The sequence below is a fragment of the Ciceribacter sp. RN22 genome (genome assembly GCF_024054295.1).
GTDB lineage: Bacteria > Pseudomonadota > Alphaproteobacteria > Rhizobiales > Rhizobiaceae > Allorhizobium > Allorhizobium lividum.
Genome location: NZ_JAMXLD010000001.1, coordinates 2,405,365 through 2,418,552, shown reverse-complemented (window position 1 = coordinate 2,418,552; position 13,188 = coordinate 2,405,365). Strand labels below are relative to the sequence as shown.

Genomic DNA, 13,188 nt, shown 5'->3' with positions numbered 1-13,188 from the left:
GGCGGGCGAGGGGATTGGCAGTTGCCCCGCAAGGCCCTTTCGCCTACATAGCGGCACATCCAGTTCTTTTCCCCCGGGGAGCACATTTTCCATGGCACGGCAGTTCATTTATCACATGGCCGGACTGAACAAGTCCTACGGCAACAAGAAGATCCTCGAGAACATTCACCTCTCCTTCTATCCGGACGCCAAGATCGGCATTCTCGGCCCGAACGGCGCCGGCAAGTCGACCGTGCTGAAGATCATGGCTGGTCTCGACAAGGAGTGGACCGGCGAAGCATGGCTCGCGGAGGGCGCCACCCTTGGCTATCTCGCGCAGGAGCCGCAGCTCGACGAGGGCCTCAACGTGTTCGGCAATGTCATGGAAGGCGTGGCCGACAAGAAGGCGATCCTCGACCGCTACAACGAACTGATGATGAACTATTCCGACGAGACGGCGGAAGAGGGCGCCAAGCTCCAGGACATCATCGACAGCCAGAACCTCTGGGATCTCGAAAGCCAGGTGGAAATGGCGATGGAAGCGCTGCGCTGCCCGCCCGGCGACGCGACGATCGACAATCTCTCCGGCGGTGAGAAGCGCCGCGTCGCGCTCTGCCAGCTCCTGCTGCGCCAGCCCGACCTGCTGCTGCTCGACGAACCGACCAACCACCTCGACGCCGAGACGATTGCCTGGCTCGAAAAGCACCTGCGCGAATATCCGGGTGCCATCCTGATGGTCACCCACGACCGCTACTTCCTCGACAACGTCACCGGCTGGATTCTCGAACTCGACCGCGGCCGCGGCATTCCCTACGAGGGCAACTATTCCGCTTATCTGACCGCGAAGGCGAAGCGCCTGGCGCAGGAAGAGCGCGAGGAAGGCAGCCGCCAGAAGGCTCTGTCGCGTGAGCAGGAGTGGATCGCCTCGAGTCCGAAGGCTCGCCAGGCGAAGTCGAAGGCTCGTATCCGTGCCTATGACGAGCTGGTGGCGGCGGCCGAGAACCGGCGTCCCGGCGAAGCGCAGATCATCATTCCGGTCGGCGAGCGGCTCGGCAATGTCGTCATCGAGGCGGAGAACATCACCAAGGCCTATGACGGACGCGTGCTCTTCGAAAATCTCTCCTTCAAGCTGCCGCCCGGCGGCATCGTCGGCGTGATCGGCCCGAACGGCGCCGGCAAGACGACGCTTTTCAGGATGATCACCGGCCAGGAAAAGCCCGACAGCGGCGAGATCCGCATCGGCGATACCGTCCATCTCGGTTATGTCGACCAGAGCCGCGATTCGCTCGATGGATCCAAGAATGTCTGGGAAGAGATTTCCGGCGGTAACGACATCATCAAGCTCGGAAAGTTCGAAATGAATTCCCGTGCCTATTGCGGCGCCTTCAACTTCAAGGGTGGCGACCAGCAGCAGAAGGTCGGCAACCTGTCGGGCGGCCAGCGCAACCGCGTGCATCTCGCCAAGATGCTGAAGGCCGGCGGCAATGTCCTGCTGCTCGACGAACCGACCAACGACCTCGACACGGAAACGCTGGGTGCGCTCGAAGACGCGCTCGAAAACTTCGCCGGCTGCGCGGTCATCATCTCGCACGACCGCATGTTCCTCGACCGGCTCGCGACCCACATCCTCGCCTTCGAGGGCGACAGCCACGTCGAATGGTTCGAAGGCAACTTCGAGGACTACGAGAAGGACAAGATCCGCCGCCTCGGCCCGGATTCGGTGAACCCCAAGCGGGTGACCTACAAGCGGCTGACGCGCTAAGAAAGGCGTTGGTGAAAAGACGACAGGCCCCGGTTTTTCCGGGGCTTTTCCATTTCTGGGGGCGATGCGATCCCGCATGGCGGTGGGGCGCCGAATTTGCGCTTGCATAAGTGCTGCGATAGACATAAACATATCTTTATATCTTGATCGGGGATTGAAATGGCGAAGCCGATGGAATTTGGCGTGGATGCGCTTGTCGAACTGCTGAAGGCGGCGGGGGAGCCGACGCGGCTTCGGCTTCTCGCCCTGCTTGCCGCCGGCGACCTGACGGTCACGGACCTGACCGAAATCCTCGGCCAGTCGCAGCCGCGCATCTCCCGGCACCTGAAGCTTCTCGGCGAGGCCGGACTGATCGACCGCTACCAGGAAGGGGCCTGGGCCTATTTCCGCCTGAAGCAGGACGGCGATGCCGCCGCACTCGCGGGCATCATTCTTTCGGCGGCACGGGTGGACGACCCCGTCCTGCTGCGCGACGGCGAGCGGCTTTCCGCGGTCAAGCGAACCCGCGCCGACAAGGCGCAGGCCTATTTCAGCCGCAACGCGTCCGAATGGGACGAGCTCCGCCGGCTGCATGTGGACGACCGGCAGGTCGAGGCGGCCCTTCTCGAGGTCCTCGGGCCGGAGCAGGTGGATGCGCTCCTCGACCTCGGCACGGGCACGGGCCGCATCCTGCAGCTTCTTTCCGACCTTTACCGCCGCGCCGTCGGCATCGACGCCAGCCGCGACATGCTCGCAGTGGCGCGCGCCAATCTCGACAAGGCGGGTATCCTCAAGGCGACGGTGCGTCACGGCGACATCCTCAACCTGCCGCTCGACGGCAGCGAATACGACGTCGTCACGATCCACCAGGTGTTGCACTTCCTCGTGCAGCCGGAACTGGCGATCGGCGAGGCGGCGCGGATGCTGAAGACCGGCGGGCGGCTGGTGATCATCGACCTTGCGCCGCACGGCCTCGAACACCTCAGAGACGAGCACGCCCATGTCCGGCTCGGCTTCTCGCATCCGGTGATGGCCGACTGGCTCGCCAAATACGGGCTCGCCGTCGAGAAGGTGGTCGACCTGCCGCCGGCAAGCCCGGCGACGCAAGCGCTGACGGTCACCATCTGGGTGGCACGCCGGCAGGGCGGCGAAGGCATCGCGGCAGACAGCATCGAAAATCGGGAGGAATGACATGACGCGGGACGATCGACATCCGCAAGGCAAGAGGCGGCTCGGCATCTCGTTCGAGTTCTTTCCGCCGAAGTCGGAGGAAATGGAAGGGCAGCTCTGGACGGCGATCGAGGAGCTCGCCGGCTGGAATCCCGACTTCGTTTCCGTGACCTACGGCGCCGGCGGCAGCACCAAGGCGCCGACCATGACGACGGTGCGGCGGCTGATCGCCGAAACGACCCTGCCGACGGCTGCCCACATCACCTGCGTCGACGCCACGCGCGAGGAGGTCCGCCACGTGGCGGAGGAATTCATCGCCGCCGGCGTGCGCCGTTTCGTGGCGCTCAGGGGCGACCCGCAGGGCGGGGTCGGCGCGGCTTACGCCCCGCATCCGGGCGGTTTCGCCAATGCCGCCGAACTCGTTGCAGGGCTGAAGGAGATCGGCGATTTCGACATCTCCGTCTCGGCCTATCCGGAAAAACACCCGGAAAGCCCCGACGTTCCCGCCGATATCGACATGCTGAAGCGCAAGGCCGACAACGGCGCGGCGCGGGCGCTCACTCAGTTCTTCTTCGACAACGACGTCTTCGAGCGCTATCTCGAACGGGTGCGCACCGCGGGTGTCACGATCCCGGTCGTGCCGGGCATCATGCTCATCCAGAACCTCACGCAGCTGAAGCGCTTCGCCTCGCTCTGCGGCGCGAGCATCCCCGCTTTCCTCGACGAGCGCTTCGCCGGCCTCGACGACCAGCCGCAGGCGCGTGCGGAGGTCGCAGCCGACGTCGCCGCCGAGCAGATCGAGGATCTTGTCCGCCGTGGCATCACGGATTTCCATCTCTATACGATGAACAGGGCGCCGCTCGTTTCCGCCGTGCTGAAACGGCTGGGCCTGGGGCGCGAGGGCGAGGCGCGATCCGGCGCTGCGGTGTGAGCTCGGGCGCCGCCTGAACTGAAAAGGCGCATACCGAACGGTGTCGGTATACGCCTTCTTAAGAATTCTTGCATATTCTAGCCAGCTAGGACGCTGCTATGCCCTGTTCCGGCGGCTGGTCATCTGTTGGCTCAGATGAACAGCATGGTGGCTATGAAAACAAACGCTGCACCGACGATCAGGACATTCAAGGAATTGGTCAGTCCCATGTGTGCCTCCTTGCGTTGACCGGGGGATAATATGTCCTTTTTGTGTCGGTTGGGAAGCGAATTGTGTGCTGCGATGCAGTGATCGCAGCCGCTCCACGTCCGTCATATTGTCGCATCTCCCTGAAAATCAAGGCCTCGGTGCTCTGCAGCTTTTCAGTGGATTTGTTTAACGGAGTTGCCCGCACGGGGCTCCTTCGGCTGCCGTCCGTCTCCGAATGACACGCCCGCGGGACGATGCCGTGATGCAGCCGGCGGGCCCGTGTTTGCCTCCGGCGACGTCGCGTGCATCATGGCGCGGAACGAGAATCGCCGCAGGAGGATTTCAGCTGGATACTGCCGTTGCCGAAAACGCCGGCCACGCCACCGCACTCGTCGGCATTGCGACCGTGGTCGCCGTCGCGGCCCTGCTCGGCCTTCTGTTCCTGTGGCTGCGCCAGCCGCCGCTCGTGGGCTTCATCGCCGCGGGCGTGGCGCTCGGCCCGACCGGCGCCGGCCTGATCTCGAGTTCCGAGAACGTCGCGGTGCTCGCCGAAATGGGCGTCGTGGTGCTGCTCTTCTTCATCGGCATGGAGCTTTCGGTGAAGGCCTTCGTGCTCTCGCTCCGGCAGGCGCTTCTGGTGATGGCCGGGCAGCTGCTCGCGGCCATGGTGCTCGCGCTCGGCATCGCCACAATCTCCGGCGCCTCCAGTTCCGAGACGATCATCCTCGGCTTCATCATCGCGCTCTCCTCGACGGTCGTCGCCATGAAGATGCTGGAGGAGATGGGCGTGCTGCGCGGCGACGCCGGGCGGATCGCCGTCGGCGTGCTGATTGCGCAGGACATCGCCGTGGTCCCGATGCTGATCTTCGTCTCCAGCCTCGGCGGGGAGGTCGTCGACTACCGGCTGATCGCGATCCGCATGGTGGTCGCGCTGGCGCTGCTCGGCGGTCTCCTGTGGTGGTTCGGGCGGCACATGAAGCTGAAGGTGCCGTTCGCCGACGCGATCGAAGACAAGGTGGAGATGCTGGCACTCGGCGCGCTCGCCGTCTGCTTCACCGCCGCGGCGATCTCCGGCGTCGCCGGGCTCTCACCCGCCTATGGCGCCTTCCTCGCCGGCATCATCGTCGGCAATTCGACGCTGCGCAGCCGGGTGATCCCGGTGATCGAGCCGATCCAGAGCCTGCTGCTCGTCGTCTTCTTCCTGTCGATCGGCCTGTTGATCGACCTTAATTTCATCGCCGAACGCTTCTGGCAGGTGCTGTTCGTGTCGCTCTTCGTGATCGCGGCGAAATCGGTGCTCAACATCTTCCTGCTGCGCAAGACCGGGTCGAGCCCGCAAACGGCGCTGGTTGCCGGCCTCTCGATGGCGCAGATCGGCGAATTCTCGTTCGTGCTGTCCTCGGCGGGCTATGCGGCGGGTGCGCTCGGCTATGACCTCTTCCGGCTGTCGATCGCCGTCTCGGCCGTCTCGCTTCTCGTCTCGCCGCTCTGGGTCAACGTGATGCACCGGCTGGAGAACATGGCCTCCGAGGGGCTCGAGAACTATAGGCAGGCACTCGCTGTCGCCTATGCGCACGAACTCAACGAGGTGAGCCGCGGGCGCGACGTGCTGGCCCGCGGCATCGACTGGTTGCGGGTCCGTCTCCGGGCTGTCCGCGTCGCCTACGAACAGCGTCGCCGCGCGCGTCGCGGCGACGACGACTGAAGGCTTCTCAGAGGGCGTTGAGCAGCGCGGGCGTCGCCCAACCGTCGGCGGGAATGCCGAGGCGTTGCTGTTCCTTCTGCACGGCGATGCGGGTGCCGGAACCGAGGATGCCGTCGATCTCGCCTACATCATGGCCGAGGGACTGAAGGCGCGTCTGCAGCGCCTTCATCTCGGTGTCGCTGAGGCCCGGTTCCGGATTGCCCTTCTGGTAGGGCTCGGCCCCCATCAGCCGGGTGGCGAAATAGGCGGCCGACGTCGTGTAGATGAAGGACTTGTTCCACTCGAGATAGACGCTGAAGTTCGGATAGGTGAGGAACGCCGGCCCTTTCCGTCCCTGCGGCAGGACAAGGCCGACGGGCAGGGCGGCGGACGCGGTGTTGCCGTCACGCGGCTTGACGCCGAGCGCGAACCAGTCGCCGGCGGTCGTGCCGCCTTCGAGGCCGCTCTTCTCCCAGGGGAGGTTTTCCGGAAGGGTGACTTCCTGGATCCACGGCTCTCCGGCGCGCCAGCCGAGGCTCTGGATGAAGCGGGCGGCGGTCAGGATCGCGTCGGGCGAACTCTTCTTGACGTTGACGTGGCCGTCGCCGTCGCCGTCGATGCCGTAGGCGACGATGTCCTTCGGCAGCATCTGCACCTGGCCGATCTCGCCGGCCCAGGCGCCGGTGTTGGTCGAGGGATCGAGATCGCCGTGCTCAACCATGGTGATGAGGTTCAAGAGCTGCGGCCGGAAGAGCTCGGGGCGGCGGCAGTCGTGGGAGAGCGTCACCAGCGCGTTGCGGGTGTTGAAATCGCCCTGGACCGCGCCGAAATCGGTCTCCATCGCCCAGAAGGCGGTGATCACGCCGGGCGGCACGCCGTAGTCCCGCTCGGCCCTGGCGAAGACGTCGGCAAATTCCCGCATCTTCTGGCGGCCGATGTCGAGGCGAGCCTGGCTGACTGTGCGCTTCGAGAATTCGAGGAAGGTCTGCTTGAAGACACCCTGGGCGCGGTCGCGCGAGAGCACCTTCTGGTCGATCGCGGCACCCGCGAGCGCCCGGTCGGCGGCGTCGGGGGACGCGCCGTTCGACACGGCCTCGGCCTTCACGCCTTCCAGGAAGGCGGCGAGATCGCCGCCGCACTCGGCCGCGCCGGCAACGGCGGTCGAGGCGAGCAGGCTTGCGAGGGTGACGAAGGTGGTCAGGCGGGTACGGGCGGACATACGGACTTCCTCATGGGTTTCGGTGGACGTGGTATCGGAAGAGATTTTGGCCAAAGCGAGGAAGAAGCGGGTCATAGGCTCTGGCGCGATGGCGGAGGACGCGGCGAGGGGGAGTTTCCGGCCCTTTTGCCCGCGTTCCCTCGCGACATCCGTCACTTCGAGACGGAAGCGACCCAGTTCTTCCAGTTCTGTTCGGTGCCGGCGAAGACATTGATGTCGGTCTGGCCGCGAATGCCCGGCACGACGCCGGTCGAGGTGTACTGCCAGAAGGCCCAGCGGCGGTCGGCATAAATGTCCTGCGGGTGCTTGGCCACCGAGCGCACCCAGAAATGATAGTCCTGGAAATGGCCGGCGAGGTTGTCGCGGTGGAAATCGACCGAGGTGTAGATGATCGGCCGCTTGCCGTAATAAGCCTCGATCCGGTCCATGAACCGCTTCATCTCGGCACGCACGGTCGCGGCGTCCGGCCGCAGCTTGCAGGTCTTCGAGGTCGGGTTCCACTCGACGTCGAGCACCGGCGGCAGGTGCATCGAGGCCTTCGGTACGTTGCGGATGAACCAGTCGGCCTGTTCGTCGGCGGTGGAGCAGAAATAGTAGAAATGGTAGGGCGCGTGCGCCAGGCCGGCTGCTGCCGCCGCGCGCCAGTATTCATCGAAGCGCTGATCGATCCTGTCCTTGCCCTCGGTCGCCTTGATGAAGACGAAGGACACGCCGGACCTGCGCACCGAGGCCCAGTCGACGTCGCCGTTCCACTTCGAGACGTCGATGCCGTGGACCTTGTGACGGTAGGGCGTGTTGTCGCCGAAATCCTGCGGGTCGGTATCCTGGAAGCGCGGCTTGATCGACGATGTTTCCATCAGGTCGTAGCTCGCGGAGGTGCAACCGCCGAGAAGCAGGAAAAGGGGCAGGAACGCCAGGACAAGCAACCGCATCGAAGGCCCGTAGATGAAATTTGAACCGTACTCCTGAGGCGGCGCACACGAACGCAGGACACAACAGGTGCAAGCCCAATTGTGGCACTATCATCGTTAAAAAGCGGTTATTTGCAACTGCCGATATCAGCCGGGCATCCGCACGACCGCGATCCAGGCATAGCCGCGACCCACGGTTTCGAAGCGAAGGTCCGCGCCGGCGGCGGTCGCCCGCGTTTCCAGGGCCTCCCGCAGGGTTGCGCGCGGGGTGACGTGGAAGCGGGAAAGCCAGGCCGAAAGCAGGCGCCGGAACCAGGCCGGCAGGCGCTCCTGCTGGCCGAAATCGACGATGTGCAGCGAACCGCCTGGCGCCAGCGCCGCGATTGCTGCGTCGATTGCGCTCTCCCAGTCGGGGATCATAGAAAGGGCATACGAGATCATGATCCGGTCAAAACCGGCGATCCCGAATTCTTCTGCGGAAAAGCCTGTCGCATCCGCGAGCCGGAGTACGGGGAGGGGCCGGCCGCGGAAATTGCGCTCCGCCTGGGCGAGCATTTCGGCGGAGATGTCGAGGCCGTAGAGCCTGGCGCCGGGGTAGCGGCGGGCGGCGAGCAGGAGATTGCGGCCGGTACCGCAGCCCACTTCCAGCAGCGAGCCGTTCTCAGGCACGGCGAGTTCGGCGATCAGCCGGTCGCGGCCGAGGAGATAGTATTTTCGCGTCAGGTCGTAGACGTGGCGCTGGTAGCGGTACATGCGGTCCATGCGCTCGGCATGGCCGTTCCGGTCGTCCTGCCCGAACAAGATCTCCGCCATCAGCCTTTTCTCTCGTAGATGTGGAAGCCGCCGTAGATCGCCGAGCGGTCCTCGACCCCGAGTTCGCGCGAGCGTTCGGCAAGATAATGCCACTGGTCGAGGAGGGCGGACGAGAGGCGCCCGTCCAGCACGCTGCGTTCGGCGGCGGTGCGGAAGATCACGCGGGCGCCGGGAGCGGCGGTGCGGCTGATCTCGCTCCATAGCGCATTGAGCTGGCGGTCGCTCATCCAGTCCTGGGCGTCGAGGAGGACGAAGCGGTCGACGCTCGCCGCCGGCTTGCCGGCGAGCAGTTCGGTGAAGCTCGCATGATGGACGGCGACGCGACCGGCATTGGCGCGGATCGCCTCATAGTTCTCCTTGCGGAGATAGGTCGGGAGCCGACCCTCCTGCGGTCGTGGATAGCGGCGGGCGAAGGCCTGCCAGGCGAACCAGTTCTCGGCGACGGGGAAGTCGCAGGCGAGCTTTTCAAGACGGCTCTTCAGGACCGGTGCGATGCTGTTGCCGTCTGAAAGGCTTGCGAGTTCGTCATATTGCTGCGGCGGGATGCCGAGGCCGAAGAGCGAGCTCTTGCGCCGCGTGATCCAGCGCACCAGCGGCTTGTCGAAGAGGGGCGCGATGCGGGTGTCGAAATAGTGCCGCTGCTCGGAAAGCGTCTTCGCGCGGGTGATGCCGTCGAGGCGCACACCATGCAGCAACGCCAGCAGATGGCCGGCGGCGATGAAGCGTCCGAGCAGGCCGGTGCGGCAGAAATTGCCGTTGAAGGCGGTGATCCGCCGGCGCCCGTCGAGCCGGCGTCCGCTCCAGTAGCGACGGCTTTCGGCATCGAGATTGGGCGCGATGAAACGGTCGAAGTTGCAGCTGTTGGTGCGCATTCCCGCCATACCGAACATCCGCACGACGGCCGCATGGTCTGGCAGGTGCCGGAAGGCGGCGAGCTTCAGGCGGTTGAGCGCCACGTGGTGCGGGTTCAAATCGACGACGTCGATGCGCCCGGGCGAGCGCGAGAGATAGGCGAGCATGTTGCAGCCGCCCGACCCGATGGTGACGAGGCGGTGGCCTTCGCCGAGTTCCATCGCGGCCATGTCGACCTCCGGGTCCTCCCAGATCTGCGGGTAGACGAGGCCGGAGAAGAGCATGCCGAACAGCCGTTCGGAGAGGCCATCCCTACTGAGCGCCCTGTGCTGGAGGAGCGCGGCCTTGAGTTTGCTGCTGCGGGGAAGTTCGGTCTCCGGGGCGAGGTCTGTCATCGGGAAGGCCATCCGTTGAAGGTCTCCGGCATGTAGCGCGGCGATGCAACAGTTTGATGAAGCGCCCTGTTCACAGGCGACCGGGTCGGTTTTGGTCGGGGAGAAAGCAGCCAGCTTTTCCAGCCTGGCTTCAAAGGCTTTGCAGGGGGCGAACCGGCGGCGCTATGGTGCGGCCAGACGAGGCGGCGAACGCCCGGAAGAGGAGCAGGCGAGCATGAGACTGATCAGGCGAATCACGAAGGGTTTCTTCCTGTTGCTCGCAACGGCCGTCGCGGCCGTCGTCGTCTGGCTCGCCGTGGCGCCGCCGGCGCTGTTGCGGGTCGGCACCGGCTATGCGGCCAAGATCGTCTGCTCCAACGTCTTCATCGCCGGCCGTGATCCCGACCAGGTGCTGAGGGTCGACGTGCAGGCGCCGGGCCATCCGCTCCTGAAGCTCATCGGCCTCGGCACCGACCGCGAGAACAAGCGGGTGACGGCCCGCCTTCTCGGCTTCATCGCGCCGAACAGTGCCGTCTACCGGGAGGGCCTCGGCTGCGCGAGCGCCCCGGACGGCGGTGGCGCGATGGCCGGACCCATTCCTGCGCCGGTGCTCGAACAGGTTGCGGCAGCCCCCACCGACGTGCCGTGGCCCGACGGCGCGGCGGCGACGCCGACCGATCCGAAGCTCGGGGCCGTGCTCGCCGATGCCACCCTTGCCGGTCCCGGCATGCGGGCCGTGGTCGTGATCAAGAACGGCCGGCTGGTCGGCGAGGCCTATGGCGCCGGGTTCTCGGCGACAACGCCGCTCCTCGGCTGGTCGATGACCAAGACCGTCAATGCGGCGATCATCGGCCGGCTGATGACCGAAGGACGCATCGCGCTCGACGACCGTGACCTGCTGCCCGAATGGAAGGGTGACGGTCGCGCCGCGATCCGCATCCGCGACCTCTTCGCGATGGAGAGCGGCCTTGCCTTCAACGAGGAATACGGTGACGTGACCGACGTCACGCGCATGCTTTACCTGGAGCCGGACATGGCGGCCTTCGCCGCCGCGCGGCCGCTTGCCGCCGAGCCGGGCAAGGTCTTCAGCTATTCATCCGGGGGAAGCGTGCTGCTCTCGAAGATATGGATGAACCGGATCGGCGATCGCGACGAGGCGCTCGGCTATCCGCGGAAAGCTCTCTTCCTGCCGCTCGGCATGGCGAACGCCGTCCTCGAGGCAGATGAGGCCCGCACGTTTGTCGGCAGCTCCTACATGTATGCGACGGGCCGCGACTGGGCGCGCTTCGGCCAGTTCCTGCTGCAGGACGGTGTCTGGAAGGACGAGCGGCTGCTGCCGGCGGGTTTCGTCGCGGCGATGCAGCGGCCGACGCGCGCCTCGGGCGGCACCTATACGGAAATCCAGGCCTGGGCCGTGGGACCAGGGGACGAGCCCGACAGCAGATACGGCCTTTCCGACGACACCTTCAGGGTCGTCGGTCATGACGGCCAGACGATCGCGATCGTTCCTTCGAAGAAACTGGTGGTGGTCAGGCTCGGGCTCACGCCGTCAAAGCTCGGCTATCGTCCACAGCTGCTTGTCAAAGCACTCGCGGACGCGCTCGACTGATCCTATTCGAGGACGTGGAGCATGCCCTTGCGCTTGGCGTCGTAGTAATAGCCGCGCGCATAGAGGCGCACTGCGCCGTCATTGCTGTTGTCGGCCACCAGCCAGGCGCCGCGCAGATACTTGGCGGCGTACTTGATGTTGGTCTCGGCGTCGAACAGGCCCGAGGCCGGACCTTCGTAGCCCATCGACTTCGCCGTGTTGTACTTGATCTGCATGAGCCCGTAATGGCCGTTGTTGTAGGCCTGCGGGTTGTAGGTGCTTTCGCGGCGGACGACGCGGTGGAGGAGTTCCTCGGGGATCTTGTAGAACGCGGCGTATTTGCTGATGAGGGCGTTGATGACGGTCGGACCCTTGGCTGCCTGCGGCACCTTCTCCTTCTCGACCGCCGGCGGCGCGCCGGGCGGGGAGATGTCGAACTGTGTGTCGAGGGCTGCGAGCGAGGAGGATGCGGAGGGGGCCGCGTAGGCGAGCACGCCGGCCGGCTTTTGCGTCGGAACAACGGTCTGGATCGCCGTCACTTCCTCAGGCAACACGGATTCGGCGCTGGCCAGTTCCGGCACAGCGTCGGGCGTTGCCGGCATGGCGGCGGTCTGCATCGCGAGCTGTTCCTGGCCGGCGGCCATGGCCAGCGCTGTAGGCGTCGCCGCCGGGTTTGCGAGCGCGATCGCCTTGAAGGTCGGGACCGGCGCAGGCGTCGAGGTTCCGGGGATGATCGGGCCTGGTTCGGCACCGGCGGTCGAGATCAGGGTGGTGTTCGATTCGGCGGTCGCCGGCGTCGCCGCAGCGGTCTGCACGACCGGCGCGCCGGCCGTGGGATTGGCCTTCAGTTCCTGCCTGGCCGCCTGGTCCATGCCGCTCGTACAGCCTGCAATCCCGGCGACAAGCACGGTTGCGAGGCTGAGCGAGGTCTTGCGGTCCAATCGAGAAATCATCCGGCCATCCGTATGTAAACGACGACTGCCGCGAAGCAGCTTACGAAAAGTTAACATGGGTTTTCATAGCCGCTGGGCGGAATTGCGGCAAGCCCGCCGCAATTTGCGGTTTCACGCGGCGATCTTGCGATAACCCGCCGTCACGGCGCCGGCTGCGATGAGCAGCGTGCCGCCGGTGCGGTTCACGGCTTTGCGCACGGAGCGCTTGCGGATGAAGCGGCGGGCCGAGTCGGCGATGAAGGCGTAGATGAGCGCATTGACGATCGCGAGCGTGACGAAGGTTGCCTCGAGCACGACGACCTGCTGCAGGAAGGGGACCGACGGCAGCATGAACTGCGGCACGAAGGCGACGAAGAAGACGATGCTCTTCGGATTGAGCGCGGTGACCGCGAAGGCGTGGCCGAGAATGCGCAGCGGCTTTTCTTCCGGCAGGTTGTCGTTGTCGGCGATCGGCTCGTCACCGACCGGTGCCCGCCAGAGGCGGATGCCGAGATAGACGAGGTAGGCGCCGCCGATCCACTTCATGATCGTGAAGGCGGTCGCGGAGGTGGCAAGCAAGGCGCCGAGCCCGGCGACCGAGGCCGTCATCGCGACGAGGTCGCCGAGCGCCACGCCGGTGACCGTGGCCAGCGCCGTCCTGCGCCCGTGGCCGAGCGCATAGGAGATGACCAGCAGGATGGTCGGTCCGGGGATCGCCAGAAGCACCGCCGAGGCGGCGGCGAAGGCCAGCCAGTGTTCCAGTGACATTTGCCTCACTCCTCTCTTGAAGAAAGCAAGCCACCTT

General features: G+C 65.5%; 11 protein-coding genes. 5 read left to right on the top strand and 6 right to left on the bottom strand.

The genetic code is table 11. The features are described 5' to 3' along the window. The first annotated feature begins 91 nt into the window (after positions 1–91). The 4 genes from ettA to NHF53_RS11760 all read left to right on the top strand — a co-directional run bounded on the left by ettA (position 92) and on the right by NHF53_RS11760 (position 5,715). Positions 92–1,741 carry an energy-dependent translational throttle protein EttA gene (ettA, locus tag NHF53_RS11775; protein WP_114361420.1) on the top strand — a complete coding sequence of 550 codons (1,650 nt, stop codon included), beginning with the start codon at positions 92–94 and terminating at the stop codon, positions 1,739–1,741. Positions 1,742–1,900: 159 nt separating this feature from the next. Beyond that, positions 1,901–2,911: a metalloregulator ArsR/SmtB family transcription factor gene (locus NHF53_RS11770; protein ID WP_252834327.1), complete on the top strand. Its 1,011-nt coding sequence runs from the start codon at positions 1,901–1,903 to the stop codon at positions 2,909–2,911. Position 2,912: 1 nt separating this feature from the next. After that, positions 2,913–3,821 carry a methylenetetrahydrofolate reductase [NAD(P)H] gene (metF, locus tag NHF53_RS11765; protein WP_252834326.1) on the top strand — a complete coding sequence of 303 codons (909 nt, stop codon included), beginning with the start codon at positions 2,913–2,915 and terminating at the stop codon, positions 3,819–3,821. Between the two features lie 451 nt (positions 3,822–4,272). Then, positions 4,273–5,715, top strand: a complete 1,443-nt coding sequence (locus tag NHF53_RS11760; RefSeq protein ID WP_252834325.1) for a cation:proton antiporter — start codon at positions 4,273–4,275, stop codon at positions 5,713–5,715. A 7-nt stretch (positions 5,716–5,722) separates the two neighbouring features. On the opposite strand, the gene NHF53_RS11755 is transcribed toward NHF53_RS11760, so the two are convergent. The 4 genes from NHF53_RS11755 to NHF53_RS11740 form a co-directional block, all read right to left on the bottom strand. Then, complete coding sequence (locus NHF53_RS11755) at positions 5,723–6,913, bottom strand: lytic murein transglycosylase (RefSeq protein ID WP_252834324.1); 1,191 nt, start codon at positions 6,911–6,913, stop codon at positions 5,723–5,725. A 152-nt stretch (positions 6,914–7,065) separates the two neighbouring features. Next, positions 7,066–7,845 carry a glycoside hydrolase family 25 protein gene (locus NHF53_RS11750; protein ID WP_252834323.1) on the bottom strand — a complete coding sequence of 260 codons (780 nt, stop codon included), beginning with the start codon at positions 7,843–7,845 and terminating at the stop codon, positions 7,066–7,068. A gap of 126 nt (positions 7,846–7,971) precedes the next feature. Then, positions 7,972–8,637, bottom strand: coding sequence for a class I SAM-dependent methyltransferase (locus tag NHF53_RS11745; protein WP_252834322.1), 666 nt, complete (start codon positions 8,635–8,637; stop codon positions 7,972–7,974). Then, positions 8,637–9,884, bottom strand: a complete 1,248-nt coding sequence (locus NHF53_RS11740) for a DUF3419 family protein (protein ID WP_252834321.1) — start codon at positions 9,882–9,884, stop codon at positions 8,637–8,639. Before NHF53_RS11740 ends, NHF53_RS11745 begins: the two co-directional genes overlap by 1 nt. A gap of 214 nt (positions 9,885–10,098) precedes the next feature. On the opposite strand from NHF53_RS11740, the gene NHF53_RS11735 reads away from it, so the two are divergent. Beyond that, positions 10,099–11,472, top strand: coding sequence for a serine hydrolase (locus NHF53_RS11735; RefSeq protein ID WP_252834320.1), 1,374 nt, complete (start codon positions 10,099–10,101; stop codon positions 11,470–11,472). A gap of 2 nt (positions 11,473–11,474) precedes the next feature. Here NHF53_RS11735 and NHF53_RS11730 read toward each other — a convergent pair whose 3' ends face one another. Beyond that, positions 11,475–12,404 carry a transglycosylase SLT domain-containing protein gene (locus tag NHF53_RS11730; RefSeq protein WP_252834319.1) on the bottom strand — a complete coding sequence of 310 codons (930 nt, stop codon included), beginning with the start codon at positions 12,402–12,404 and terminating at the stop codon, positions 11,475–11,477. Positions 12,405–12,515: 111 nt separating this feature from the next. Continuing rightward, positions 12,516–13,151, bottom strand: a complete 636-nt coding sequence (locus tag NHF53_RS11725; RefSeq protein WP_252834318.1) for a LysE family translocator — start codon at positions 13,149–13,151, stop codon at positions 12,516–12,518. Positions 13,152–13,188 lie beyond the last annotated feature (37 nt).

Coding starts and splice junctions, on each gene's coding strand:
- NHF53_RS11755 (WP_252834324.1), bottom strand. CDS start 6,913: ATGTCCGCCCGTACCCGCCTGACCACCTTCGTCACCCTCGCAAGCCTG.
- NHF53_RS11770 (WP_252834327.1), top strand. CDS start 1,901: ATGGCGAAGCCGATGGAATTTGGCGTGGATGCGCTTGTCGAACTGCTG.
- metF (WP_252834326.1), top strand. CDS start 2,913: ATGACGCGGGACGATCGACATCCGCAAGGCAAGAGGCGGCTCGGCATC.
- NHF53_RS11725 (WP_252834318.1), bottom strand. CDS start 13,151: ATGTCACTGGAACACTGGCTGGCCTTCGCCGCCGCCTCGGCGGTGCTT.
- NHF53_RS11735 (WP_252834320.1), top strand. CDS start 10,099: ATGAGACTGATCAGGCGAATCACGAAGGGTTTCTTCCTGTTGCTCGCA.
- NHF53_RS11745 (WP_252834322.1), bottom strand. CDS start 8,637: ATGGCGGAGATCTTGTTCGGGCAGGACGACCGGAACGGCCATGCCGAG.
- NHF53_RS11750 (WP_252834323.1), bottom strand. CDS start 7,845: ATGCGGTTGCTTGTCCTGGCGTTCCTGCCCCTTTTCCTGCTTCTCGGC.
- NHF53_RS11760 (WP_252834325.1), top strand. CDS start 4,273: ATGCAGCCGGCGGGCCCGTGTTTGCCTCCGGCGACGTCGCGTGCATCA.
- ettA (WP_114361420.1), top strand. CDS start 92: ATGGCACGGCAGTTCATTTATCACATGGCCGGACTGAACAAGTCCTAC.
- NHF53_RS11740 (WP_252834321.1), bottom strand. CDS start 9,884: ATGACAGACCTCGCCCCGGAGACCGAACTTCCCCGCAGCAGCAAACTC.
- NHF53_RS11730 (WP_252834319.1), bottom strand. CDS start 12,404: ATGATTTCTCGATTGGACCGCAAGACCTCGCTCAGCCTCGCAACCGTG.